24 protein-coding genes are annotated in these 23,543 nt (G+C 63.7%); 12 read left to right on the forward strand and 12 right to left on the reverse strand.

The window, feature by feature from the left end; translation table 11 throughout:
* Positions 1–3: 3 nt before the first annotated feature.
* Positions 4–543: a class I SAM-dependent methyltransferase gene (locus LB568_RS26715; RefSeq protein ID WP_245265107.1), complete on the reverse strand. Its 540-nt coding sequence runs from the start codon at positions 541–543 to the stop codon at positions 4–6.
* 314 nt (positions 544–857) lie between these two features.
* Between LB568_RS26715 and LB568_RS26720 the strand changes: the two genes are divergently transcribed.
* Positions 858–2,396: an alpha/beta hydrolase gene (locus tag LB568_RS26720; protein ID WP_224731692.1), complete on the forward strand. Its 1,539-nt coding sequence runs from the start codon at positions 858–860 to the stop codon at positions 2,394–2,396.
* A gap of 35 nt (positions 2,397–2,431) precedes the next feature.
* On the opposite strand, the gene plsY is transcribed toward LB568_RS26720, so the two are convergent.
* Positions 2,432–3,124 carry a glycerol-3-phosphate 1-O-acyltransferase PlsY gene (plsY, locus tag LB568_RS26725; protein ID WP_224731723.1) on the reverse strand — a complete coding sequence of 231 codons (693 nt, stop codon included), beginning with the start codon at positions 3,122–3,124 and terminating at the stop codon, positions 2,432–2,434.
* A 227-nt stretch (positions 3,125–3,351) separates the two neighbouring features.
* Here plsY and LB568_RS26730 point away from each other — a divergent pair, with 227 nt between their 5' ends.
* Positions 3,352–4,896, forward strand: coding sequence for an FAD-dependent monooxygenase (locus LB568_RS26730; RefSeq protein WP_224731693.1), 1,545 nt, complete (start codon positions 3,352–3,354; stop codon positions 4,894–4,896).
* A gap of 476 nt (positions 4,897–5,372) precedes the next feature.
* Complete coding sequence (locus LB568_RS26735) at positions 5,373–6,020, forward strand: glutathione S-transferase family protein (protein ID WP_224731724.1); 648 nt, start codon at positions 5,373–5,375, stop codon at positions 6,018–6,020.
* A gap of 127 nt (positions 6,021–6,147) precedes the next feature.
* Here the strand turns inward: LB568_RS26735 and LB568_RS26740 are convergent, their stop codons facing one another.
* Positions 6,148–6,510, reverse strand: a complete 363-nt coding sequence (locus LB568_RS26740; protein WP_224731694.1) for a hypothetical protein — start codon at positions 6,508–6,510, stop codon at positions 6,148–6,150.
* 276 nt (positions 6,511–6,786) lie between these two features.
* On the opposite strand from LB568_RS26740, the gene LB568_RS26745 reads away from it, so the two are divergent.
* Positions 6,787–7,227 carry a hypothetical protein gene (locus LB568_RS26745; protein ID WP_224731695.1) on the forward strand — a complete coding sequence of 147 codons (441 nt, stop codon included), beginning with the start codon at positions 6,787–6,789 and terminating at the stop codon, positions 7,225–7,227.
* Positions 7,228–7,231: 4 nt separating this feature from the next.
* On the opposite strand, the gene LB568_RS26750 is transcribed toward LB568_RS26745, so the two are convergent.
* Positions 7,232–8,854, reverse strand: a complete 1,623-nt coding sequence (locus LB568_RS26750) for an ABC-F family ATP-binding cassette domain-containing protein (protein WP_224731696.1) — start codon at positions 8,852–8,854, stop codon at positions 7,232–7,234.
* A 407-nt stretch (positions 8,855–9,261) separates the two neighbouring features.
* Between LB568_RS26750 and LB568_RS26755 the strand changes: the two genes are divergently transcribed.
* Entirely contained in the window at positions 9,262–9,573 is a 312-nt protein-coding gene (locus LB568_RS26755; RefSeq protein WP_041164720.1) for a hypothetical protein, read from the forward strand.
* A gap of 85 nt (positions 9,574–9,658) precedes the next feature.
* Here the strand turns inward: LB568_RS26755 and LB568_RS26760 are convergent, their stop codons facing one another.
* On the reverse strand, positions 9,659–10,744 hold the full coding sequence (locus LB568_RS26760; protein WP_224731697.1) for a transporter substrate-binding domain-containing protein: 1,086 nt from the start codon (positions 10,742–10,744) through the stop codon (positions 9,659–9,661).
* Positions 10,745–11,028: 284 nt separating this feature from the next.
* Positions 11,029–11,628, reverse strand: a complete 600-nt coding sequence (locus LB568_RS26765; protein ID WP_224731698.1) for a YdeI/OmpD-associated family protein — start codon at positions 11,626–11,628, stop codon at positions 11,029–11,031.
* 196 nt (positions 11,629–11,824) lie between these two features.
* On the opposite strand from LB568_RS26765, the gene LB568_RS26770 reads away from it, so the two are divergent.
* From LB568_RS26770 to LB568_RS26785, 4 genes are all read left to right on the forward strand, one after another.
* Positions 11,825–12,169, forward strand: coding sequence for a VOC family protein (locus LB568_RS26770; protein ID WP_224731699.1), 345 nt, complete (start codon positions 11,825–11,827; stop codon positions 12,167–12,169).
* Between the two features lie 91 nt (positions 12,170–12,260).
* A complete protein-coding gene (locus LB568_RS26775) occupies positions 12,261–12,872 on the forward strand; it encodes a hypothetical protein (RefSeq protein WP_140576043.1) in 612 nt (203 codons plus the stop codon).
* A 115-nt stretch (positions 12,873–12,987) separates the two neighbouring features.
* On the forward strand, positions 12,988–13,599 hold the full coding sequence (locus LB568_RS26780) for a hypothetical protein (RefSeq protein ID WP_140576045.1): 612 nt from the start codon (positions 12,988–12,990) through the stop codon (positions 13,597–13,599).
* A gap of 206 nt (positions 13,600–13,805) precedes the next feature.
* Entirely contained in the window at positions 13,806–14,534 is a 729-nt protein-coding gene (locus LB568_RS26785; RefSeq protein ID WP_224731700.1) for an SDR family oxidoreductase, read from the forward strand.
* 12 nt (positions 14,535–14,546) lie between these two features.
* On the opposite strand, the gene LB568_RS26790 is transcribed toward LB568_RS26785, so the two are convergent.
* On the reverse strand, positions 14,547–15,506 hold the full coding sequence (locus LB568_RS26790; protein ID WP_013894337.1) for a LysR family transcriptional regulator: 960 nt from the start codon (positions 15,504–15,506) through the stop codon (positions 14,547–14,549).
* 22 nt (positions 15,507–15,528) lie between these two features.
* Complete coding sequence (locus LB568_RS26795) at positions 15,529–16,434, reverse strand: S1C family serine protease (RefSeq protein WP_013894336.1); 906 nt, start codon at positions 16,432–16,434, stop codon at positions 15,529–15,531.
* A 410-nt stretch (positions 16,435–16,844) separates the two neighbouring features.
* Here LB568_RS26795 and yghU point away from each other — a divergent pair, with 410 nt between their 5' ends.
* Positions 16,845–17,711, forward strand: coding sequence for a glutathione-dependent disulfide-bond oxidoreductase (gene yghU, locus LB568_RS26800; protein WP_013894335.1), 867 nt, complete (start codon positions 16,845–16,847; stop codon positions 17,709–17,711).
* Between the two features lie 116 nt (positions 17,712–17,827).
* On the opposite strand, the gene LB568_RS26805 is transcribed toward yghU, so the two are convergent.
* Positions 17,828–18,130 carry a DUF1236 domain-containing protein gene (locus LB568_RS26805; RefSeq protein ID WP_013894334.1) on the reverse strand — a complete coding sequence of 101 codons (303 nt, stop codon included), beginning with the start codon at positions 18,128–18,130 and terminating at the stop codon, positions 17,828–17,830.
* A gap of 596 nt (positions 18,131–18,726) precedes the next feature.
* A complete protein-coding gene (locus LB568_RS26810; protein WP_023767209.1) occupies positions 18,727–18,945 on the reverse strand; it encodes an exopolysaccharide production repressor protein in 219 nt (72 codons plus the stop codon).
* A gap of 244 nt (positions 18,946–19,189) precedes the next feature.
* Between LB568_RS26810 and LB568_RS26815 the strand changes: the two genes are divergently transcribed.
* Positions 19,190–19,930 carry a sulfotransferase family protein gene (locus LB568_RS26815; protein WP_013894332.1) on the forward strand — a complete coding sequence of 247 codons (741 nt, stop codon included), beginning with the start codon at positions 19,190–19,192 and terminating at the stop codon, positions 19,928–19,930.
* Between the two features lie 109 nt (positions 19,931–20,039).
* A complete protein-coding gene (locus tag LB568_RS26820; protein ID WP_013894331.1) occupies positions 20,040–20,327 on the forward strand; it encodes a hypothetical protein in 288 nt (95 codons plus the stop codon).
* A gap of 1,043 nt (positions 20,328–21,370) precedes the next feature.
* Here the strand turns inward: LB568_RS26820 and LB568_RS26825 are convergent.
* Entirely contained in the window at positions 21,371–21,823 is a 453-nt protein-coding gene (locus tag LB568_RS26825) for a hypothetical protein (RefSeq protein ID WP_150111203.1), read from the reverse strand.
* Between the two features lie 81 nt (positions 21,824–21,904).
* Positions 21,905–23,458 carry a WD40 repeat domain-containing protein gene (locus LB568_RS26830; protein ID WP_224731701.1) on the reverse strand — a complete coding sequence of 518 codons (1,554 nt, stop codon included), beginning with the start codon at positions 23,456–23,458 and terminating at the stop codon, positions 21,905–21,907.
* Positions 23,459–23,543: the final 85 nt, after the last annotated feature.

Raw genomic sequence — 23,543 nt, forward strand, 5'->3', positions numbered from 1 at the left:
CGATCAACCTGTCGGCGCCGCGACGCCGGCGTGGTGGCTTCCCAATTGCCAGAAGGGCAGCGGAAACCGCCTGCGCTCTTCTTCGATAAGGTGGAAGCCCGCCCCGCGGATCAGGCCCAACGGATCGCGGTTGAGGTGACAGCCGCCGGCGAGCCGCCCCCACAGGCGGTTCAGGCGCTCCTGCCACCTGCGGCAACGCGGCCCCTCGGCCTGGCCGTGCTCGATGAAGATCAGCCGCCCCGTTGGCTTCAGGACGCGCCGGATTTCGCTCAGCGCCGCCTCGGGGTCCGGAATGGTGCAAAAGGCATAGGTGACGACGACCGTGTCGGCGCAGGCATCGGCCAATGGCAGGCTTTCGCCGCCGGCACGCAGGCATTCGACATCGAATGGCGAGGAGCGGCACTTCGGTCCGGCCAGACCGAGCATCGTGCCGTCGGGATCGACGCCGACCAGCCGCTTCACCCGGGCGGCGTCGTAATAGGGAAGGTTCAGGCCGGACCCGAAGCCGACTTCGACGACGATGCCCTCTGCCCGCGGGATCATGCGCCTCCGCATATGCGCGAACGCGTTCGCCGAACAGCCGGCGTGGACGAAATAGGGAGCAACGCAGCGTGCGTACCAGGAAAGACAGGATTGGCACATGTGTCAGCCTCCCTGCCGTATGGTTGCGGCACCGACAGGGGTGCCGGCATCGATCTCGAACGTAGAGTGATGGGTGAACGTATTGACCAGTGGCATTTCTCGCTCCAAGGGAGTCTCCTGATCGGGCCCATTTGGCCCGGCGTCGTGGGGTAGATAGAAGGCCGGCGTCCCCTCAACGTCCTCTCAAACCCCTTCGGCGGCCGCACACGGTTTCGATGGAACGATTGACGTTCCGACTTCTGGGGTTTCCGGAGTTCCGCCTGAACGGGCGGCGGGTGGAGCTTGCCTTGCGCAAGGCGGCTGCGCTCCTGGTCTATCTCGCAGAGGCCGGCGGACCCGTGGCGCGCGACGTCCCCCCCCCGCTTCTGTGGCCTGAAACCGACGAAGAATCCGCACGGGCACGCCTTCGCCGCACACTGTATAAAATCCGCATCGCTTTCGGCAGCGAGCTCATCGCCGCCACCGGAGCATCGCTCGTCCTGCACCCGGAGCTGTCGGTCGAGGTCGACTCCAGCTTTTTCGAACATGCCTGCAATGTCGGTCCCCTCGACGCGGCGGCCGACACGTACCAGAGCGACTATCTCGCCGGCTTCTCAGTCCCGGATTGTCCGGAATTCGAGGAGTGGGTTTTCTTCAGGCGCGAGGCCTTGCGCAGCCGCCTGGTGCAGGTGCTGGAACGGCTGGTCGAAGCCAAGATCGCCGATGGCGAGCCCCGTGCTGCCGTCGTGAGCGCGACACGCCTGGCCGGACTGGATCCCCTGAGCGAAAGCGCGCACCGTCACCTGATCCGTGCCCATCTGGCGGCCGGACACAGGGCGGCGGCCGAGCGCCAGGTCGAATCCTGCGTGCGGCTGCTGAGGGATGAACTCGGCGTAGCGCCGGACCCCGCCACCCTTGCCCTGCTGCAGCAGCCAACGCATGATGCCGCCGTCCCCGCAACGCGCTACATCGAAGTCGACGGTATCCACATCGCCTACCAGATCGTCGGCACCGGCCCGATGGACATCGTGCTTGTTCCCGGCTTCATTTCACATGTCGAGCGCGTTTGGGAAGACGGACGCTGTCGCGCCTGGCTCACCGCGGTTTCGCAGATGGGCCGCCTGATCCTGTTCGACCGGCGCGGCATGGGGCTTTCCGACCGCGTCGGCGCCCGCCCCACCGTCGAAGCGACGGCGCAGGATATTCTGGCGGTCATGAATGCGGCCGGCAGCCGCCGGGCCCTGCTCATCGGCGCCTCGGAGGGTGGACCGGGTTGTGTTCGTTTTGCCGTGGATCACCCTGATCGCCTCGGCGGCCTTGTCCTCTGGGGCTCGCTCGCGAAAGGCAGCCACGCCCCCGACTATCCCTTCGCCCTGACCGCCGCGCAATATGATCTGTGGAAGCGACGCCTGCTCGCCGGCTGGGGTGGTCCGGCGGAGATCGAAACCTTCGCGCCGAGTCTCGCCGGTGACCTCCAGGTTCGGACCTGGTGGGCCGGACTGCTCAGGGCTGCCTCCAGTCCCGGCGCGGTCGCGGGGCTGTTGGAGGCACTGAGTGATACCGATGTCCGTCATCTCCTGGCAAAGGTCTCGGCCCGGACGATGGTGCTGCACCGCGCCGGCGACCGCGCCGTGCGCGTCGAGGCAGGGCGGTTCCTCGCCGCCAGGATCCCGGGCGCACGGTTCATCGAGGTCGCCGGTCACGACCACTGGTTCTGGGTCGGCGACCAACAGCCGCTGCTCGACAGCATCGGCGCGTTCGCACGAAGCGGCTGATTGGCAAGGTCGCGCGTTCGTTCGCCGTCGTAACCCTAGCCGTTGTTGTTCGGTAGCGTCTCTTCGCCCTGGATGGAGGTCGGGCCGCTTTGCCCCAGCCGAGGCTCCGTCCCGTCAAGCAGCCGCCGGATGTTGGCACGATGGCGTGCGATCACGTAGAGGCCGCCCGCGATCACCAGCAGCCGGTAGGCCAAGGGCTGCTCCATGCCGCAGACAAGCGCGATCGCGGTCAACGCCGCCAGCATCGAACTCAGCGAGACAATCCTGGAAATAGCCAATACCGCGCCAAACACCGCCGCGGCACCCAGACCGATCGGCCAGGACAACGCCAAGAGCACGCCCAGCCCCGCCGCGGCGGATTTGCCGCCGGTGAAATTCAACCAGATCGAACGGCCATGCCCCAGCAGCACGGCAAGTCCGGCAAGGCAGACGGCCCAGGGCACGAACCTTTGCGGATCAAGCCCCGCCGGAGGTGTCAGAAACGGCAATACATAGAGCCAGCGGGCAAAGGCGATCGCCGCCACGCCTTTCAGCACATCGACCAGCAGCACCACCAAGGCGGGCCCTTTTCCCAACATTCGCAACACGTTGGTCGCGCCGGTTGATCTGGAGCCATGCTCGCGTATATCGATCCCCTTGAGCAGCTTCCCCGCCAGGTAGCCCGTGGGTATGGACCCGAAGAGATAAGCGATCGCCAATCCAGCCACGCTCGCTATCCAGAAAACCATCGTCTCATCCTGTTGCGTATCGATCACGTCACCCTTATACAGCCGCTGTCGGAAAAGGCAGGGTTGGTTTGGTAAGCCCAACTCCTCTCGGTGACGAGAGCTCTGGTCTTTGGCTTCGTGCACGAGATCCCCGCGACGAACATCGGACGCTATTGCGCCCCATCGTTCGTCCGTGTGGAACTCAACTCGAGGAACGCTCCGGTCGAACATCGACCAAGGAGCAGTTCATGCACAGCCACCACTCGAATCCCTATGATGTCGTGATTGCCGGCGCCGGTCCGGTCGGTCTTTTTCTCGCCTGCGAGCTTCGCCTCGCGAGCCTCTCTGTCCTTGTGCTGGAGCAGGCCGAGGATCCCGGCTCTGCGTTGAAGCGGCTCCCCTTCGGTATGCGCGGCCTGACGGTGCCCACCATCGAGGCGTTTCACCGTCGCGGCCTGCTGGAAGACATTGCGCCGCCCACCAATGATGGCTCCGGCGGCGGCAAATTGGCCGACGCGCACTGGATGCAGCAGCAGCGCCGACCCGGCGGCCACTTCGCCGGTATCCAGTTCTACCTCGACGCCATCGACAGCTCGAAATGGCCATACCGCCTGCCCGGCTCGGCGGGCACCAGCATGGCCGTCGAGATGGAGCATCTCGAAACCGCGCTTGCCGCACGCGCAAGCGCGATGGGCGTCGAGATCAGGCGTGGCCTCGGCGTCGAAGCCCTTGATCAGTCGGACGAACATCTGACCATCCGCGCCGGCGGCGAGACCTTTCGAGCATGCTGGCTCGTCGGTTGCGATGGCGGCCGCAGCACGGTTCGCAAGCTTGGCGGCTTTGCCTTCACCGGCACCGATCCCGAATTCACCGGTTATTCCCTTGAGGTCGAAATGGTCGACCCGGACAGGTTGAGCCTTGGCCGCCATTACACGCCGACGGGCATGTACGCCTACTCACGGCCAGGAACCATCGCAATGGTCGAGTTCGACGGCGGCGCCTTCCACCGCACAGAGCCGATCACACCAGAGCACGTACAGGCAGTGCTGCGCCGCGTGTCCGGCACGGACGTCACCTTGACGGCGCTGCGGCTCGCCACCACCTGGACCGATCGCGCCTACCAGGCGACCGCCTACCGCAACGGCCGGGTGCTGCTCGCCGGCGACGCCGCCCACATCCATTCCCCGCTGGGCGGCCAGGGCCTCAATCTCGGACTTGGCGATGCCATGAACCTCGGCTGGAAGCTTGCCGCCACCCTTCGCGGCGACGCGCCGGCCGGCCTGCTCGACAGCTATTTCAATGAGCGGCATCCAGTTGGCGCGCAGGTTCTCGACTGGTCGCGCGCCCAGGTCGCACTGATGCGGCCAAGCCGCAGTTCGCGCGCGCTTGAAGCCATTATCCGCGATCTCATCGACACGCGCGACGGCGCGACCTATTTCGCCGAGCGCGTGTGGGGTATTTCGCTGCGCTACGACCTCGGCGGCAGCCATCCGCTGGTTGGCCGCAGCGCACCGGACTTCGAACTGGCCGACGGGACGAAGCTCGGCGAACGCTTGAGAAGCGGGCGAGGCCTGCTTCTGGACTTCGATGCCCACCCTGCCCTGCAATCGCTTGCGAACCGCTGGAGCGGGCGCATCACCTATGTCGCCGTCGACGCCAGGGAGCGACTGGGCCTGAGCGCCCTGCTCGTGCGCCCGGATGGCTTCGTCGCCTGGGCCGCAGATGCGGAGCCTGACCTTGAGGAGCTGAGCGGGACCGCGTCACGATGGTTTGGCGACGCGGCGACACCGTAAAATCTCCCCCTACCCATCTATCGGCTGGAAGGCACGAGTTCGCCAACCTTGGCGGCCTTCCTCTCCCTCCGGAGGGGGGAGAGGTGGCGCTGCGAAGCAGCGACGGAGTGGGGGAAGCCATCGCCAAACGCGCCGCCGTAAGACAGGTATAACCCGGCAGGCAAGAAAACCTAAGCAAGCGGTAGTCAGGCGGAAGCATGCTTCGATGAAGATCGACCCCCACTCCGTCGAGCTTCGCTCGACACCTCTCCCCCGATCGACGGGGGAGAGGAACCCAAGCTGGAACAACGCCGCGTTCCTTCACCCCCCTCTGCCCTGCCCGGCATCTCCCCACGAGTCCTTCGACGGGGAGATCGGCAGCTTCGGCGCCGACCCTGCCCTCTCATGGCTGAAAAAGAGGCAGGGTGTCGGAAAGCACCCCGCTCATTCGTCCTTTGGGCGCAACCAAAAACCATACCCGACACCGGAGCCTGCCAATGACCCCCACCATCACAGCCTTTGAACGATCGCCCGATGGCGGCAAGGGACTGGCGCGCGATACGCGCGTTCGCTGGGCGCTCGAAGAAGTGGGCCAGCCTTATGAGGTTCGCCTCGTTTCCTTCGCGCAGATGAAGGCACCCGAGCATCTGGCCATCCATCCCTTCGGCCAGATCCCCACCTATGAGGAAGGTCCTCTTTGCCTGTTCGAGACCGGTTCGATCGTCTTTCATCTTGCCGAGCGGCATGCCGGTCTGCTGCCTGGGGATGGCGATGCCCGCGCGCGTGCCATCACCTGGATGTTTGCCGCGCTCAACACCGTCGAGCCGCCGATCCTCGAATTGATGACGGCAAGAATATTCGAACGTGACAAGCCGTGGAGCGAGGAGCGCCTGCCGCTGGTAAAGGACCGTGTTCGCGCGACGCTGGACAAGCTCTCCGTTCACCTGGGCGCCGCCGACTGGCTCGATGGTGCGTTCAGCGCCGGCGATCTGTTGATGGTGTCAGTGCTGCTGCGACTGAGAATGTCAGGCATCTTGGACGAGTATCAAAACCTGGCCGCCTATGTGGCGCGCGGGGAAGCTCGGCCCGCTTATGTCAGGGCTTTCGCCGCGCAATTTGCGGTCAACGCCCCGTCAATCAGCTGAAACACCAATGCCCGGTGCTTCCAGCTTGACCGCTTTTGGCGTCGACCTCCCTCCCAGGTTGACCAGATGTCCGCAACGAACGACGCGCCGTCAACAGCCGCCTTCGTGCTCCGCGATGAAAGTGTGTCTATGGATATTTCGTCTGTGCGCTCGCGGGGCTGAAATCGCCTTCCAATTCCTTCGGCAACGGAAGGCTTGAGCATTGCAGGTGCACCTCGCGGGCGAACAGCTTCCGTTGCTTCTGTTCGTGCTCCTTGGTGGCCGCGATGATTCCCAACCCGTACGGGCCAAGCGCGACGAATTCCCAACCCGGATGGTGCTTTTCGCGCGCCGCGTAGTCCGAAGCCGCCGTCCGCGCCTGCTGGCATTGCGGCGACGCCCATTTCTGGTCCTGCTGCGAAAGCGACGCCCCGTAGTCAACCGGCGAGGTCGCGCATCCAGCCAGCATCGCGGCCAATGCAGACGTCGCAATTCCCATCGCAATTCTCATCCTGAAGCTCTTCCCCTGAATCGCACCTTGAATCGCATCATCCCAAATTCCGCACGATCGTGCCTGGCCGGCGCCTCCGCCTTGCCAATCACGTATACGCGATGTCCCGCCCTGGCGCTTGCCATAGACCTCACTTCGTGTCGATCTTCTCGCAGCCAGATTCAAGCCATGTGCTTGGAACCAAATGACGGGCGAGACTGTTCAGTTGTAACTTTGACATGACGCTGACAGCCCCGCCGGTTGGGCAAAGCGGCGGCCTTCTGAGGAGCTTTCATCATGAACATCTCGTCCGGATTGCGTTCCATCGCGGTTGCCGCCATCGCCACCGCGGGCATCAGCTTTGCCAGTGCCGCGCACGCCGACAGCGGCACGATCCGCTTCTCCGTCTACAAAGCCGCCTTCTTCATCGGCGGTTCTGGCGGCGAAGGCACCCTGACCTTCCATGGTAAAAGCTATCCCATCTCGGTCGGCGCCGTCTCGGGCGGCCTCGCCTTCGGCGTTTCCAAGACCTATTTCCGCGGCACCGTGCGCCATATCCGGCGCGCCCGGGATGTGACCGGGGTCTATGGCGCGGCGGGCGGTGGCGGCGCGATCGGCAAAGGCGCCCAGGTGATCGTCATGACCAATGACAAGGGCGCGCGACTCGAACTGACAGGCAGGCAGGTAGGCATGCAGGTCAACGCCGATCTCAGCGGCATGAGCATCTCGCTGAAGTAGCGGCCTACCCCCTCAGCCCGGGCGCCTCCTGCCCCGTGCGCTCGACATATTCGGTGTAGCCGCCACCATAGGTGTGGATGCCCTCGGGCGTCAGCTCCAGCACTCGGTTGGACAGGGCCGCGAGAAAATGGCGGTCGTGCGAGACGAACAGCATGGTGCCTTCATACTGCGACAGCGCCTCGATCAGCATCTGCTTGGTGGCGATGTCGAGGTGGTTGGTCGGCTCGTCCAGCACCAGGAGGTTGGGCGGATCGAACAGCATCAGCGCCATCACCAGCCGCGCCTTCTCGCCGCCTGACAGCACCCGGCACTTCTTCTCGATCTCATCGCCCGAAAAGCCGAAACAGCCGGCGAGCGCGCGGAGCGGCGCCTGTCCGGCCTGCGGGAAATTGTCTTCCAGCGTCTGGAACACGGTGCGCTCGCCTTCGAGCAGCTCCATGGCGTGCTGTGCGAAATAACCCATTTTCACGCTAGGCCCCCGCGCCACCGTGCCCGTGTCGGGATCCGAAGCGCCCGCCACCAGCTTCAGCAGCGTCGACTTGCCGGCGCCGTTGACACCCATGATGCACCAGCGCTCGCGGCGGCGGACCTGGAAGTCGAGCCCGTCATAGATGGTACGACTGCCATACGCCTTGTGCACGTTCTTCAAGGTCACGACGTCCTCGCCGCAGCGCGGCGCCGGCTGGAATTCGAAATTCACGATCTGACGGCGCTTGGGCGGCTCGACGCGCTCGATCTTGTCGAGCTTCTTCACCCGGCTCTGCACCTGCGCCGCGTGTGACGCCCGCGCCTTGAAGCGTTCGATGAAGGCGATCTCCTTGGCCAGCATCGCTTGCTGGCGCTCGAACTGCGCTTGCTGCTGCTTGTCGGCGATGGCGCGCTGCTGCTGGTAGAACTCATAGTTTCCCGAGTAAGCGGTCAGCGAACCGGCATCGATCTCGACGATCTTGTTGACGATGCGGTTCATGAACTCGCGGTCATGCGAAGTCATCAGCAGCGCGCCGTCGTAGCCCTTCAGGAATTGTTCCAGCCAGATCAGGCTTTCCAGGTCGAGATGGTTCGACGGCTCGTCAAGCAGCATGACGTCGGGCCGCATCAACAGGATACGCGCCAGCGCGACGCGCATCTTCCAGCCGCCGGACAGCTTGCCGACATCGCCGTCCATCATCTCCTGGGAAAAGCCGAGGCCGTCGAGCACCTCACGCGCCCGGCCGTCGAGCGCATAGCCGTCGAGCTCCTCGAAGCGATGCTGCGCCTCTCCGTACTTCTCGATGATCTCGTCCATCCGGTCGGCCTGGTCGGGATCGGCCATGGCAGCCTCGAGTTCCGCCATTTCGGCCGCCACGTCGCTCACCGGCCCGGCGCCGTTCATCACTTCGGCGACAGCACTATGGCCCGCCATGTCGCCGACATCCTGGCTGAAATAGCCGATGGTGACGCCGCGATCGACCTGCACCTGGCCCTCGTCCGGCTGCTCCTGGCTGGTGATCATGCGAAACAGCGTCGTCTTGCCGGCGCCATTGGGCCCGACAAGACCGATCTTCTCGCCCTTCTGCAGGGAGGCCGACGCCTCGATGAAGACAAGCTGACGGCCATTCTGCTTGCTGATGCTTTCAAGTCTGATCATGCGGGTTTCCGGACTGTGCCTGCGCTGAAAGGATTTGCCCGGCGCCTTACGCGAAGGATAGCGGCAAAGGAAGAGGCAGAAGCGCCGCATACAGCCGATCTCCCCCCTTGTGGGGGAGATGGCCGGCAGGCCAGAGGGGGGCGCTGTCCCGCCGGCTTTCAATCCGTCGACATACACCGAGACGTTAGTACCCGTCGCGATACCACGGAGGTTGCCGATCCTTGGCGCCCCCCTCTGCCCTGCCGGGCATCTCCGCCACAAGGGGGGAGATCGGCGGCTTCACGCCAGAAACACTCCAGAAACAAGATTCAACACACCGGAAAAACTGGCGAAAAGATCGTCTGCGATAACCATCCCGTGGCAGCCGGACAGCGGCCGCCACACAGCGCAATGAGATGACCCCGAAAATGCAACGACGTTCAACCCGATGGATGGTTGCCCTCGCAGGCGTTTCGCTCACCATGCTTGTGGTCGCACAGTCGGGTGCGGAAGCGGCGGTGACCCGGAGCGAATATTGCAGCCGGCTCGGTCTTCAACTCGACAGCGCCATCCAGACCCAAGCCGAACCCGGCGCCAATGCCAGTGAGATCGCCGAGGCAACGGCGCTCCAGGACAAGGCGAACCGGTTCTGCGCTGAGCGCAAGCAGGCGCAAGGCATCCGGGCCTATGCCAACGCCCTGAAACTTCTTGGCGTGACACCGGTCGACCTCAACCAGTGACAGCATCCTCCCGGGAAAAGGCCGCCACGCGCAGAACGCGAGGGCGGCTTTTTCTTTGGCAAGGCCGGGTGTCGGTTCCCGCCGGCTATTTCTCGCCCAGATACTGGAAGACGGCCTGCTTCCACCAGTCGCTCTCCATGGTCTGCAGCAGGGTGACATCGAGAGGCTTGCGCAATTTGCTGCCGAGCGGCAGCGCGATGGCATATTGCTGCTGGTCGAAGGTCGCGTCGAGAACCTGCAGGCTCGTCGCGTAGTTCTGCCCGACCAGCCAGCCGAGCAGCGGCTTGTCGTGGACCAGCGCATCGACCTTGCCGGCGCGCAGCGCGTCGAGCCCTTGCTGGATGGTGGCGAAGTCCTGATGGCGGATCTGCGTCGAATCCAGGTAGGACGCCGTCGAGGAGTCCTGCACGGCACCCACCCTGACCGCGGCGAGGTCGCGTTCGCCCTGCACCATCCCTTCCATCTGCGTCACCGTCAGCACCGACGTGACGCCAGCGGTGAACACCGCGATCACGATGATCGATCCCATCATCCAGAGTGCGGCCAGCACGCGCCCCGGGACGGTTCGCGGGCCGAAGTCGCCGGTGCTGGCCTGCGTCGCGGCGATGGTCGACCACCACATGCTGGAAAACAGGCCCTTTGCGACGCCACCGCCGAAATCATCATTGTGGCGGCGCTCGAACATCCAGATCAGCACGCCGACCACGACGGAGATGACGATCAGCGCCAGCACCGCCTGCAGGAAGCCGAACGAGGTCAGCGCGCGCATCACCGGCCGCCATGAAGGCTGGTTGTTGAGCGGCGTCGCGATGCCGAGCCCGGTCGTGAAAAAAGGCTGCGTGAAATCGACCGCCTTTTCGCGGTCGGCCGTGACCGTGATCGCCGCCATCGCCGCATCGAACTTGCCGCTGACGACTCCATCGATCTGGTCCTGCACGGTCGGCACTTCGACATAGCGGAAACGAAGCTTGAGCCGCCCGGCTATTTTCTGCCAGAGGTCGATGCTCAATCCGGACCAGGTGCCGTCCTGCAGCTTGAAGGCGAAGGGCGGCGCGGCCTTTATCCCAACCGATATCTCTTTCGTCGACAGATCGGCGGGCAAGGACGGGGACGTCTGGGCGGCGGCCCCGGTTCCGGCACACGCGACAATGGCCGTGAGAAACAATGCCATCGTCCACGAAGCAACTCTTCTCAACGGCAACGACTCCCAGCAACCGCTGCGCGATCGTCGCGGCGCTGGAAAAGGTAACGGCCACGCCGCCCGTCGTCCACCGGCCATGTCGTTGTCACCAGTCGGCGTTGTGCAATGGCCTGTCAGCGATCCGGGGGCCTGGCAGCGATCCGGGCAAAAACAGGCAGTTAGGGCGGTTTCGCGATTCAAATGGTGAACCGCCCCGCACAAAGCCGGGCCGCATCGGTACCGCCGGCTTTGCCCGCATCCGGATGCCTGAACGCCTATTTCTTGCCCTGCGGATGGATCGTCTCGCCGCGCTTCAGCATCGCGACGAAGGTCTCGATCTTCTTTTTGCGGCCAGCCTCGGTCTTCATGTTGTGGGTGCGGAAGGCGAGCGCGAAGCGGTTCTGCGCGCTGAGTTTTTCCAGCATCGCCTTCGCGGCCGGCTCGGCGTCGATCGCCGCCCGCAGATCGTCGGGGATCTTCATCTCCCGGCTGCCGCCATAGGCCCGCGCCCAGCGCCCATCGGCCTTGGCTGCCTCGACCTGTTTCAGCCCATGCTCTGTCATGCGGCTCTCCTCGATGAGCCGTGCGACGTTGTCGATGTTGATCTTGCTCCAGATGCTCTTCCTGCCACGCGGCGTATAGCGCTGCAGGAAGCTTTTCTCATCCAGCCCCTTGCGCACCGCGTCGACCCAGCCGAAGCACAGCACGACATCGATGGCTTCCTTCGGCGTGATCGACTTCAGCCCCGAACCCACCTTGTGCACCTTGATCCACACCTCGGCCTCCGTGGCGTGGTGCTGGCCGAGCCAGGCGTAGAAGCTGGCCGCGTCGGGAAACTCCCGGACCTTGTCGGGATCGATCTTGACCGGCGCCATCAGCGGGCCTGTCCATTCAATGCGATTGTCGCTTGTGCCACCATGTCGCCTGCCACCATCGTCCCCTCATCGGCCAGCATCATGGCATAACCCACGGTCAGTTTTCGTCAGCAGCCGACGCACCGGCGCCAGTCAGCGGAACGCACCACCCATCGCCGCGTTCCGGCTTCAGTGCAACCGCCGGATGGAGGTTCCGATGGCGATCCAGACGATTTTCGCCCATGTCAGCTGCTCCAATCTCGAGGCCAGCATCGAATGGTACGAAAAACTCTTCGGCAAGGCGCCACAGCGCCGGCCGATGCCTGGGCTGGCCGAGTGGCAGTTCAGCGACAGCGCCGAGGTGCAGCTCTTCGAGGACAAGCACAAGGCCGGCACCTCGACGCTGACGCTCGGTGTGCTGCCGCTGGCGCCCGAACGGCTGAGGCTGGTGGATGCGGGCCTCGAACCCGGTCCTATCGAGAAAGCCGACCATTTCTGGATCATGCGCATGCGCGACCCCGACGGGAACCTGATGGTGTTTGCCAGCGCGGAACGCGACTAGCACACTTGCCATCCTTCCAGGGGAAAGGGGGCGCTGGCGCCTCCTCGCGCTGTGCTGTACCAAAGCGGGTATCACTGTCGGGGAACGCGCCATGAAATGTCTGCTCCTCGCTTTTGTCCTCGCGCTCCCCGCAACTGCCCTCGCCGAACCGATCGAAACCCAAAAAATCATCACCGCGGCCACCGGCGACTGGAACGGCGACGGCGCCATCGACCTGGCGATGATCGTCGAGACGGAACCCGGCGCTGCCATGGACATGCATTTTTTCCTCAGGGACAAGGAACACAATTTTCTCAAACCTGCCGGCATCGTGCAGGAGCAGATGTATGGCGAATGGAACGGCTACGACCGGCCAGGCTATGAGGCGTCCTACATCGAGCCGGAGCTGACCGCGCTGCCAAACGGCTCGATCAAGCTCGACATACCGGGGATACCGTCCAACGGCGCGCGGACCGACCAGACGCTGACGATCGCCTGGCGCAACAATGGCTTCGTCGTCGCCGGCTTTGCCTATGACTATCATGACTACATGAAGGACAATGTCGCCAGCGACTGCGACTACAATCTGCTGACCGGCAAGGGCAAAAGCAGCAAGATGCAGCCGGATGGCACCCGTATGCACAGGACCGTGGCGGTGGAAGGAAAGGTGGTGCCATTCGCCGAGTGGGATAGCGGGGCCAGCTTTACCGATTGCGGAGAATGAGCAGCCTTGCGCTTCGTTGCGCAAGGCAACGCATGACCGCCGCCCTGCTGTAAAATCCCGCAAGACCTGCGATGGTCCTCTTGGACGCGTCTCCCTCCCACCCTCGGAACACGCCATGCGATACCTGCTCTTCGCTCTTGCTTTCCTGCTCCCCACTACGGCGCTGGCCGAACCGATCGAAACCCAGAAGATCATCACCGCGCTGACCGGTGACTTCAACGGCGACGGTGCGCCGGACCTTGCCATGGTGATCGAGACCGAGCCCTCCGATCCGATGGACATCCATTTCTTCCTCAGGGACAAGGAGCACAATTACCTCAAGCCGGTCGAAACCGTGCACGAACAGATCGGTGGCGAGTGGAACGGTTACGACCGGCCGGGCTACGAGAACTCCGACACCGAGCCGGAACTGACGATGCTGCCCAACGGCTCGATCAAATTCTATCTGCCGGCACCGCCAGTCGGCAGCGAACGCACCAACCAGGCGCTGACCATCGCCTACCGCAACGGCACCTTCATCGTTGCCGGCTTCGCCTACGATTCGCAGGATTACCTCAAGGAGAATGTCGCCAGCGCCTATGACTACAATGTGCTGACCGGCGAGGGCGCCTGCTCGAAGCAGCAGCCGGACGGCAGCACGAAGCACAAGACCGTGTCGGCCGAAGGCCGGATCGTCGCCTTCAAGGACTGGAATTCGGGCGACGCCTTCACCGCCTGCCAAGAATAAGCGGCGCCCCGCCCTCCGGCCGGGGTCAGACCGGTGGCAGCGCTGCGGTGTTTGTCGTCTGGGACAGCCCTGGTGCGCTGAACGAGACCGCTGCGCGGCTGGCATTATCGGCATCTCCGATAACACCATCGGTTTCTTCCGTTTCCCCTTGGCGCCCTGGCCTGCCAATCCCCTGCCCTTGTCCCTCCAAGCAAAGGCAGAGCGAAATGAGCATTCCGAACCAGAAAATCCTGATCGTCGGCGGCGGCTCCGGCATGGGCTTGGCACTGGCCAGGCGTTGTGTCGAGGCCGGTGCGGAAGTCGTCATCGCCGGACGAGGTGAGCAGAGATTGCAAGAGGCGCGCCAGGCGTTGGGCGGCCCCGCCAATCTGGAGGTGGCCGCTGTCGACCTCACGCAGGAAGACCAGGTCACAGCCCTTTTCCAGCGCGTCGGCGGGCTCGACCACATCGTCAGCACCGCCGCCGACATCGAAGGCGCCTACCGTCTGCTGCCGGAGCTTGACCTAGAGGCGGCGCTACGCGTGGTCGAGAGCAAGCTCTTCGGTCCGCTGCTGCTGGCCAAGCATGGTGCGCCACAACTTACACCTGCCGGCTCGATGACTTTCGTTTCCGGCATCGCCGCCTACCGCCCGGCCGCACGCGGCTCGGTCGTTGCCGCTGTCAATGCCGCGCTCGAAGGGCTGGTGCGGGCGCTGGCGGTGGAACTCGCGCCCATCCGCGTCAACGCCGTGTCGCCCGGCTGGGTCGACACCACGATCTGGACGCAGGTCGCCGGCGACAACAAGGCCGAAATGCTTGGTGCGATGGCCGAGCGGCTGCCCGTCGGGCGGATCGGCCAGCCCGAAGACATCGCCGATGCCATCGCCTTCCTGATCGGCAACGGCTTCACGACGGGAACGACGCTGCATGTCGAGGGCGGGCATCGGCTGGTTTAGCATGGCCCGACATCAGGAACTGTTTGCAAACAAGGCATTGGAGCGTTTCGTCGATTCAGCTCCTGAACGCTCAGTTGGCACAAGCGTATCGCGAGCGGCGGCAAGCAATTGCCGGAGCGCCGGCGGCTGGACGCGCCGGCGTCGCCAGATCATCGTCAGCGGCGCCGCCCGCGCCGAACCGGGCCATGGCAGTTCGACGATGTCGCCACGCGCGATCGCATCGCTGACGGCAATGCGTGGAACGAGGCCGAAACCCGCGCCGGCGGCCACCAGCCGCGCAATGACGCCGATGCTGCCGACTTCGGCGGCAATTGCTGGCGCATCGACACCCGCCTCGACAAAGGCAGTGTCGACCATGTGCCGGTAGATGCATCCGGGCTCGGTCGCCACGAACCGCAGTTTGGCGAGCGCGGCAATGTCGCCTGGGGCGGTGCCCTGCCCCGGAGCCGCGACCAGTGCCAGCGGTTCGGCCATTATCGTGCGCCTGGCGAAACGCTGATCGGAAGTGTCCTTCGCGAAATGGCGAGGCTCGAAGCAGAAGACGACATCGATATCGCCGTCCTCCAGCTGGCGCAGCAGCGCGCCGCTGCCTGCCACCTTCATCCGGACAATGATGCCGGGGTGGTGGGCCTGGAACCCGGGCAGCCACGGCGCCAGCCGAGCCGAGGCGATCGTCTCCAGCGCACCGACGGTCACCTGCCCGCTCGTCTGCCCGGCAGCCGCCTGCACAGCCGCACGCGCCTCTGCGTCGAGCCGCAACAGCTCTTCGGCGACGGGCTTCAACGCCAGTCCCGCCGGGGTCAGCTCCAGGCCGGCCTTCGAACGCGTGAACAAGGCAGCGCCAAGCTCGGCCTCGAGCGACTGGACCTGGTCGCTGACGCTCGACTGCGCGAGATGGACGGCCTCCGCGGCGCGCGTGACGTTGCGGCTGCGCGCCACGGCGAGAAAGGTCTTGAGCAGTCTTGGATGCATCGCCTGGCCGAAATGGTAAGGCCTACTGCAGCTGCGGCTTTTTCAGGAAACTGCCACGGTCGGCGGATTTGACGCGCAGCCAGGTCTCGCGGCCGTCGCGCACCACCCGCATCGGGATCTCGGCGCCCGCCGAGCCGCTCTCCCACAGCTTGCGATAGAAATCGGCGAGCCCATCGACCGCGCCGTCGCGAACCTCGGAAATGACGTCGCCCTCGCGCAGGCCGGCCTTGGCGGCCGGGCCACCTTCGGTCACGCTCATCACCACCACCTGGCCGTCGCTTTCGGCCGACAGGGCGCCAAGCCAGGGCCGCGGCGGCTTGGCCACCTGGCCGCGCGTCAAGAGATCGTCGAGGATCGGCGGCAAAAGATCGATCGGCACGATCATGTTTATATCGGCGACCTCGCCGGCGCGGCTCATCTGCAGGCGCAACGAGCCGATGCCGAGTAGCGCGCCATCGGCTCCGAACAGCGGCGCACCGCCCCAGGACGGATGCGCGGGCGCGATGAAGATCGCCTCGTCGAGCAGATACTCCCAATAGCCGGCGAATTCCTGCTTGGTGACGATCCTGGCCTCGACGGCTCGGCCGATGCCGTCGGCAAGCACGACCGCGTCGCCGATCCTGGCCTTGCCGGCGTCGCCCAGCGCCACCGCCGGCAGGCCGGTCGGCGCCAGCGCCTGGACCAGGCCGAAGCCCGATTCCTGGTCGTATGCCAGCGCATGCGCGGGGACGACACGGCCGTCATGCGTGGTCAGCCAGACCTCCTCGGCCTCGGTGATGAGATAGCCGATGGTCAGCACCAGCCCATCGTCGCGGATGACGACGCCGCTGCCTTCCCTGAGCGTGCCCAGCGCGCCCGCCGTGAAGGCGTCTTCCGGAACGGTGGCGCGCACGGCAACGACGGAGCGCGGATTGGGATTGGCGGTCATGATTTTGTCCTGCGATGCGAATGCCCTGGCGGCTTGTTCTATAGGTATGCCTTGGAGGGGATGGTGCAAGGGGTGAGAAGCGGTCCGCGCAGCGGACAAAAAGCCAATTGCCTGGCTTTTCGAGCTTCGAATGGTGAAGATCCGGTTCGCCTTCGGGCGGATCAAAGGTCCAGTGGACCGTTTGAAGGGGCTGAACACCTGAAGAGCGGGGAGCCCGGATCAAAAGGCCCACTGGACCTTTTGAAGGGGCTGAATACCTGAAGAGCGGGCCTCCGGGGAGAAGGAAGGAGCCGGCGCTCTATATTGACAATAGTTCAACGCAAGTTGAACTTCCCGCTCCGCAGCCCTAGCTGTAGGTGGATCCGCCCCCGATCCCGTTCTGTCTCCCCCATCACGCCACGAGGCCCGACATGACCGACTATACCCCGCCGAAAGTATGGACCTGGAACAAGCCGAGTGGCGGCGCCTTCGCCAGCATCAACCGGCCGATCGCCGGGCCGACGCATGACAAAGAGCTGCCCTTCGGCAAGCACCCGCTGCAGCTTTATTCGCTGGCGACGCCGAACGGCGTCAAGGTGACGGTCATGCTGGAGGAGCTTCTGGCGCGCGGCCACGAAGGCGCCGAATACGATGCATGGCTGATCCGCATCAACGATGGCGACCAGTTCGGCAGCGGTTTCGTCGAGGTCAACCCCAACTCCAAAATCCCGGCCTTGATGGATCGCAGCGGCGCCACGCCGATGCGCGTCTTCGAATCCGGTTCGATCCTCGTCTATCTCGCCGAAAAGTTCGGCGAATTCCTGCCCACCGAACAGCCGGCGCGGGCGGAGGTGCTGTCCTGGCTGTTCTGGCAGATGGGCTCGGCGCCGTATCTGGGCGGCGGCTTCGGCCATTTCTACGCCTATGCGCCGGAAAAATTCGAATACGCCATCGACCGTTTCTCGATGGAGGTGAAGCGCCAGATGGACGTGCTCGACCGCCGGCTGGCCGAAACGGAGTATCTCGGCGGCAAGGATTACTCGATCGCCGACATGGCGGTTTGGCCCTGGTATGGCGGGCTGGCGCTTGGCCGCATGTACAACGATTCCGCCGAATTCCTCTCGGTGCACGAATACAAGCACGTGCAGCGCTGGGCGAAGGTGATCGACGAGCGGCCAGCGGTCAGGCGCGGCCGCATGGTCAACCGCGCCTTCGGCGAACCGGCTCTGCAGTTGCACGAGCGCCATGACGCCAGCGATTTCGACACGAAGACGCAGGACAAGCTCGCCGCCGAATAGGCGGCAAGGCCCGCTTCAAAAGAAAGCCCGCCACGAAGCCGCGGCGGGCTTTTCCCAAGAGTTGGGCCGGTATCAGTTAGTCGGTGTCGCACCCTCTTTCATGGCCAGGCCACGGATCAGTGCAGCACTTCGACGATTTCGCGCGTGTCGGGGTCGACCAGGACGGTCTGGTCGTTGATCACGGCGACGCGGTACCTGACGTTGGGTACCTCGCGCAATTCAACCCTGTCCGGCACAGGCGAGCCGAGCTTGAGCTCGACGCCCAAAAGGTTCACCGACGCCAGCGGCTCCTTCTTCACGTATTCGCGGACGACTGTCTCATCCTGTGGCTGCACGACGACGGTTTCCGCCAAGGCCGTGCCAATACCACCCATCAGGACGATCGCGGCAGCCGCACTCGTAGCAAGATAGTGTTTCATAACAAACCTCCATGGTTGGATATGTCAAACCCGCCCTGCAGGAAAACTCCGCCACCGTCGCGAGGTTCCATCTCGATTTTTGGAATAAATGCGCCATTCAGGCAAACTGATGAGAATTTCCGCCGTTGACAACATTGTGATTATATATGGATCACGCAGACAAAACCTCAGAGGTTATTTTCAGAGATTACATTTTTAGTGAAAAATATAAGCGAAAAATACTTTCACCGTGAAGCGCGCCGGGCCGTACTTCTTCACGGAGTGAATTCGATCTGGTCTGCCTATTGCCTTAGCTACAGCTAACGTGGAGCGCGCCGCGTCGTTCCCACCCCTTCGCCGCACCCGAAAAAGGCCCGCCCTGCCGGGAGCAGGACGAGCCTTTAACGGCGCCGGCGGAGGTGGCAGCCTCACCGGTCACATCAGGGAAACGCCGGCTCTGGCACCTTGGTTCCGGCAATCGGACGGCGTGGCTGACGTTTGCCGTTCTCGCGCTGATGGCGCCCTTTGCCGGCTGCCTGGCGCACGCGCGAATAGATGGCCGGTAGCGAAAAGCACTCCTGATCCACCCGGACATCATCGATCCCGGATGTCGGCCTTCAGAACCAGACACCATCCCGATGCAGCGGCGGAACAACGTTCACGGTATCCTCGCTTGTCGCGGCATGATGCGCGCGCCTGTAGATCAGCCGCACGACGAGCATGAAGTATCCAACCTGCAGGACAAGCAATGTCACGACCGTCCAGGCGAGCGCCTCCCAGAAAGAACCGGTGGCTAGATAGGTCCAGACCGCGATAACGACGGTCGTGACTGACATCCCTACGAGAAAATGTCCAAAATACATCGATCCCAAAATCGCTCAAACCGCCCCGGTTCAAACGACTCCCCTGCCTGAATTCCCATTACCCGCCCACAACGTTTCATTATTTTAGCGACTTCGCAACTATGTGATCGCCCGATCCGGAACAGCTCGCGAAATTTGTTGCGCGACCGCCCGGTCGGGAGCAATTTAATGCTCACGGACCGGGGTAATGGAGAAAACAAGTCCGAGGGATGGGGAAATGACGCTCAAACTGATCGGGGCCGGTTTCGGCCGCACTGGCACGTGGTCGACCTTTGCCGCGCTCAATAGGCTCGGCCTGCCTTCCTACCACATGCAGGAAGTAATCCTGAACAAGGCCAACAAAGGTCATCTCGATTTCTGGCGCAAGGTGGCCAACAGTGCGCCCGGCAGCCAGCACGACTGGAACCGTGTGTTCGCTAACTATACAGCCACCGTGGACAATCCCGGCTGCTGCGTGTGGAAGGAACTGATGGTTGCCTACCCCGATGCCAAGGTACTGCTGACGCTCCACCCGCGCGGCGCCGAAGCCTGGTACGAGAGCACGATCGACACAATCTACTTCACCGAGAATGTCTGGCAGTTCAAGATCTTGGAGTGGCTGACGCCGTTCGGCCGGAAATTCGGCGATATGTCGAGGAAACTGGTGTGGGGTCGCACGCTGAACGGCGTAATGGAGGACCGCGCCAAGGCTGTGGCGCGCTACAACGCCTATGTCGAGGAGGTCATGGCAGCGGTGCCGCCGCAGAAGCTGCTGGTCTACAAGGTGACCGAAGGCTGGGCTCCGCTTTGCGAATTCCTCGGCGTGGCGCTGCCCAACGAGCCGTTCCCCAACCTCAACGACCGCGAGACGATCAAGAAGATCATCCGCGATATCGTCAAGGGCTCCTACATCATGCTGGGGCTGACGATCGCGGCGATCGTGGCGGTGGTCGCAGCGCTCTGGTGGTGGCTGGGCTGACGCGCAAGCCTTCGGTGGTCATTAGGCGCAACCCCTACCGCTATCAGGCGGGAACAAATGGCGGCACGCCGAGTTTCGCTTGCAGTCCTTTCAAGGGTTGGAGGCCGGCATGGCACCGCGCGAAAAACCACGCACCGACATGGAAGAAGACGGTCCCGAGGCCGATGGCCCGACCATCGAGCAGCAGGACTGGGACGCGGTCAAGGGCGGCCAGATCCTGCCCGACTCAGTGCCGGAAAATGGCGACATTCGCTACGAAACAGAGAAAGAGGGCGAACTGCCCGAGGAAGACGACGACAACGCCTACCAGGACAGTGACGACGCCCTCCCTGACGACGACGAAGAAGCTGCGATCAGGCGTGATTTGAACCGCGAGGGAGGGTTTGACGAGACGTGAGCCGTGACTTGATCCGATCAGCCGTTGGTGAATTTGCCGCTTCTCGACGACCTTGTTTTTCGCCTCGCAAGTGCCGGTAAAAAAGCTTCGTCGGCTATTTTTTTGACGCTTTCCTACCTCCGGCAGCGCCGCACCATTATATGTCGTTTGACTAAAATAACGGAACGTCCAATGGACATTGCCGGAACCGAACAGGGCCCCTCGGACCTTTGCGTTCGGCCGCTAAGACCTTGGTCCTACAGGGAAACGCAAACGGCCGAATAAGGCCCTGCTCCGGGAACATCTGGCCCTTGCTGCCGTTTTTCCGCGAGGTCTCCGGACCCGCCTCATCTCGGAGGAAACGAGCGTGCCCCATCGGTCCATCATCATCAACACAGGCCATGGTCCGGGTACGGCGATTGCCGTATTGACGGTCGGATTGGTGGCGGTGGGGATTGTTTTCCTCATCCTGGGCGGGGCGCTCTATCTTGGCGAGCAGCCGTCCAGTCAACATGTTCTCTCTTCCGTGCCAGCCCGATCGATCCAGGCGGCCGACCGAGGGGCGAACCGATGAAGGGCGTGGCTTGTCGTCTCAGAACTTGCAGTTGATCTTACCGACGACGATTTTTTCCGTGTCGTGGTTGTCGACGAAGAAGCCAGGGCTTACGTCGCTTTCTGCCGCCGAACGATTGCTGGCGTCGCCATAGATAAGGCAACGGCCAACAGACGTCCACGCGCCGAAGCCAGATAGTCCTGCTTGGTCTCATGGCTCAAATGCAACAGGCAGGAAAAACTGTTTCGCGCGATTGCCCCGCGAAGCAGAGCGCCGAATCCGCGCCGCAGCTCCTGCCTATTCCGCTTTCGCGGAAGTTTCGAGCGCCCCGCAATGTGTCATGTTGCAGTCGCGGCGGTACGAGCCGCCCTGGTTGACGCGGACGCCCGAGCCATCCCAACAATGCGCCCCCCCGTCCGCGTCGGCCATGGCAAACGCCTGGGGGCAGGACGACGCAGCCGCCGCGCGAAGCGACGATGAATATGTTGTCGCTTGTTGATCTAGCAACTGATCAGTGGCTCCGCTGAATATCGAGACCAAACAGGAACCCGGTACCAAGGATGCCTATGGCGATGGCAACCAACACCATTGCGCAGGCAATAGTGCGAAAAGCTGCCATCGATCTTACCCCGTGCTGCAAGCTGCCGATCTCACGAAGTGTTCTGCGGGCCAATACAAGAAATCCAAAGGCAGCGGCTGCGGTTGCTCCCCAAACAAAAAGCACTGCCAAACTTCTCAACGTTGGCGGATGACTGTAAACACCGACGATCGCCTCAACGAAGTGATGAAGGAAAATCGGCGCGTATCCTATTGCGGCGAAGACGCCGCCGAGCGCAAAGTAAGTCACCAGGCGCCAGGGCCATTCTGAGAGCCAGCGTTTGCCGGCCAGTTTTCGTGCGCGATGATCCAGCACTGCAAAGCAAATACTACCGGCAATCCAGCAACAGCCGATCCACCAATTCATCCACGCACCATACAAGACCTATCGTTATTTAGGGATTAAACGGTCACTATGTCCGGCCATCGATGTCTTGACCTTTACACCTCACCCCGGCGCCCCCGCAAACAGCACCACGCCGTCGCCCCCCGTGGCCGGCCAATCCCTGATCGTCCGGTCATAGCCGCCGGTCAGCACCGTGCCGTCGGGAGCAAATGCCACCGCGTAGATCGGGCCGGTCTGGCTGTCGAACATGGCGATCTGGTTGCCGGTTTCCATGTCCCACAGCCTAGCCGTGCCGTCGAGCGAGCCCGACAGCAGGCGCTTGCCGTCGGCCGACAGCGCCAGCGTGTAGACGGTGCCCTCGTGACCCTCGAACCGCTTCACCTCGCGGCCGCTGTCGAGATCCCAGACCTTGATCGTCAGATCGCCGCTGCCGGTGATCAGATGATGTCCGTCGGTGGTAAACACGGCGCCGTAGGTGCCCTGCTCGTGGCCGTGCCAGCTGCGCAATTGCTTGCCGCTGTCGATGTCCCAGAGCTTGAGCGTGCCGTCGATGCTGCCGCTGAGCGCCTGCTTGCCATCGGGCGAGACGGCGACCGCGCTGATCGACCAGCCGTGCCCGGTCAGCACATGCAGCACGGAATTGTTGACGAGATCCCAGACGATGACGTTGCCGGTGTCGTGGCCGCTGACGGCGTGCTTGCCGTCCGGGCTGATCGCCAGCTTGTTGACGCCGCCATTCTGGCCGGACTGGAAGACATGCAGCACGGTACCATCGGCGAGTTTTCTCAGCACGATCTCGCCGTCGTCGCCGGCCGTCAGCGCGCTAACCCCGTCGGGCATGTAGAGCGCCGTGCGCGCCATGTCCTTGTGGACGCCGAGATTGCGGATCAAGTGCTTGCCGCCGACGTCCCACAGCTTGATGACGTGGTCGGTGCTGGCGCTCATGATCGATTGGCCGTCGGGCGCGACCGCCAGCCAGACGACCGCGTCGCGATGGCCGTCGGGCTGGGTTGGGGCCGACGGCGGCGGTGGCGGCAACGGCGCCACCGTGGGCGGCGGAATGACCGCGACCTCCGGCGGCGGCGCGGCGGGAGTCTGCGGTGGAGCGGGTGGCATCGGTGTCGACGGTGGGTTGGCGGCTACCGGTGGTGGAGCCGGAGGTGCCGGTTCCACGGCTGGCGGCGTGCTGGCGACATCCTGGCTCTTCGGTTCATCAGGCTTGGGCTCGGCAAGCCTGGGTTCATCAGGCTTGGGTTCATTCGCCTTGAGCTCGCTGGCCACCCCGCCGCCACCATCATGCCACGGGCCGAGCCGGTCAACAGCGAGCGCCGCCAGCACAACCAATGGCAAGGCAAAAAAGACCTTGCGAAGGCCAGGCCTGCCGGTCTCCCGCACCTCCGCCGTTCGGCCGAACAGAGGCGCGCTGGCAAGGTGCGCCGGCCGGCCTGGCAAAAGACCGGCCCAGAACAGCAACGCGCCGACAAGGCAGGCAAGTGCCGCCACGGAGAAAACCAGAAGCCGCAGGGAGGCCGCATCCTGCGAAACGGAGGCCCGACCCCAGGCGAGGGTAGCGACGAGCGGATAAATCCGCGCCAGGCAGCCGATGGCAACCGCGGCCAGCAGAAGCGCCAGCACCCTGTCAGCAAGTCTGTTCATCGCACCCTCCGCCCGTCCTTTCGAGCCAGATCATCAGCGACATCAATGCACCGCAAAAATGGCGGGAAAGCCCCGCGGCGGCGGC

Source organism: Mesorhizobium sp. B263B2A (assembly GCF_020165775.1).
GTDB lineage: Bacteria > Pseudomonadota > Alphaproteobacteria > Rhizobiales > Rhizobiaceae > Mesorhizobium > Mesorhizobium opportunistum.

Bases quoted from the DNA above. Each gene is read 5' to 3' on its own strand.
- LB568_RS26760 (WP_224731697.1), bottom strand. From the start codon at position 10,744: ATGGCATTGTTTCTCACGGCCATTGTCGCGTGTGCCGGAACCGGGGCC.
- plsY (WP_224731723.1), bottom strand. From the start codon at position 3,124: ATGGTTTTCTGGATAGCGAGCGTGGCTGGATTGGCGATCGCTTATCTC.
- LB568_RS26740 (WP_224731694.1), bottom strand. From the start codon at position 6,510: ATGAGAATTGCGATGGGAATTGCGACGTCTGCATTGGCCGCGATGCTG.
- LB568_RS26780 (WP_140576045.1), top strand. From the start codon at position 12,988: ATGCGATACCTGCTCTTCGCTCTTGCTTTCCTGCTCCCCACTACGGCG.
- LB568_RS26745 (WP_224731695.1), top strand. From the start codon at position 6,787: ATGAACATCTCGTCCGGATTGCGTTCCATCGCGGTTGCCGCCATCGCC.
- LB568_RS26750 (WP_224731696.1), bottom strand. From the start codon at position 8,854: ATGATCAGACTTGAAAGCATCAGCAAGCAGAATGGCCGTCAGCTTGTC.
- LB568_RS26795 (WP_013894336.1), bottom strand. From the start codon at position 16,434: ATGACCGCCAATCCCAATCCGCGCTCCGTCGTTGCCGTGCGCGCCACC.
- LB568_RS26715 (WP_245265107.1), bottom strand. From the start codon at position 543: ATGATCCCGCGGGCAGAGGGCATCGTCGTCGAAGTCGGCTTCGGGTCC.
- LB568_RS26815 (WP_013894332.1), top strand. From the start codon at position 19,190: ATGACGCTCAAACTGATCGGGGCCGGTTTCGGCCGCACTGGCACGTGG.
- LB568_RS26735 (WP_224731724.1), top strand. From the start codon at position 5,373: ATGACCCCCACCATCACAGCCTTTGAACGATCGCCCGATGGCGGCAAG.
- LB568_RS26810 (WP_023767209.1), bottom strand. From the start codon at position 18,945: ATGTCAGTCACGACCGTCGTTATCGCGGTCTGGACCTATCTAGCCACC.
- LB568_RS26720 (WP_224731692.1), top strand. From the start codon at position 858: ATGGAACGATTGACGTTCCGACTTCTGGGGTTTCCGGAGTTCCGCCTG.
- LB568_RS26830 (WP_224731701.1), bottom strand. From the start codon at position 23,458: ATGAACAGACTTGCTGACAGGGTGCTGGCGCTTCTGCTGGCCGCGGTT.
- LB568_RS26790 (WP_013894337.1), bottom strand. From the start codon at position 15,506: ATGCATCCAAGACTGCTCAAGACCTTTCTCGCCGTGGCGCGCAGCCGC.
- LB568_RS26770 (WP_224731699.1), top strand. From the start codon at position 11,825: ATGGCGATCCAGACGATTTTCGCCCATGTCAGCTGCTCCAATCTCGAG.
- LB568_RS26755 (WP_041164720.1), top strand. From the start codon at position 9,262: ATGCAACGACGTTCAACCCGATGGATGGTTGCCCTCGCAGGCGTTTCG.
- LB568_RS26775 (WP_140576043.1), top strand. From the start codon at position 12,261: ATGAAATGTCTGCTCCTCGCTTTTGTCCTCGCGCTCCCCGCAACTGCC.
- LB568_RS26730 (WP_224731693.1), top strand. From the start codon at position 3,352: ATGCACAGCCACCACTCGAATCCCTATGATGTCGTGATTGCCGGCGCC.
- LB568_RS26820 (WP_013894331.1), top strand. From the start codon at position 20,040: ATGGCACCGCGCGAAAAACCACGCACCGACATGGAAGAAGACGGTCCC.
- LB568_RS26825 (WP_150111203.1), bottom strand. From the start codon at position 21,823: ATGAATTGGTGGATCGGCTGTTGCTGGATTGCCGGTAGTATTTGCTTT.
- LB568_RS26805 (WP_013894334.1), bottom strand. From the start codon at position 18,130: ATGAAACACTATCTTGCTACGAGTGCGGCTGCCGCGATCGTCCTGATG.
- LB568_RS26785 (WP_224731700.1), top strand. From the start codon at position 13,806: ATGAGCATTCCGAACCAGAAAATCCTGATCGTCGGCGGCGGCTCCGGC.
- LB568_RS26765 (WP_224731698.1), bottom strand. From the start codon at position 11,628: ATGGCGCCGGTCAAGATCGATCCCGACAAGGTCCGGGAGTTTCCCGAC.
- yghU (WP_013894335.1), top strand. From the start codon at position 16,845: ATGACCGACTATACCCCGCCGAAAGTATGGACCTGGAACAAGCCGAGT.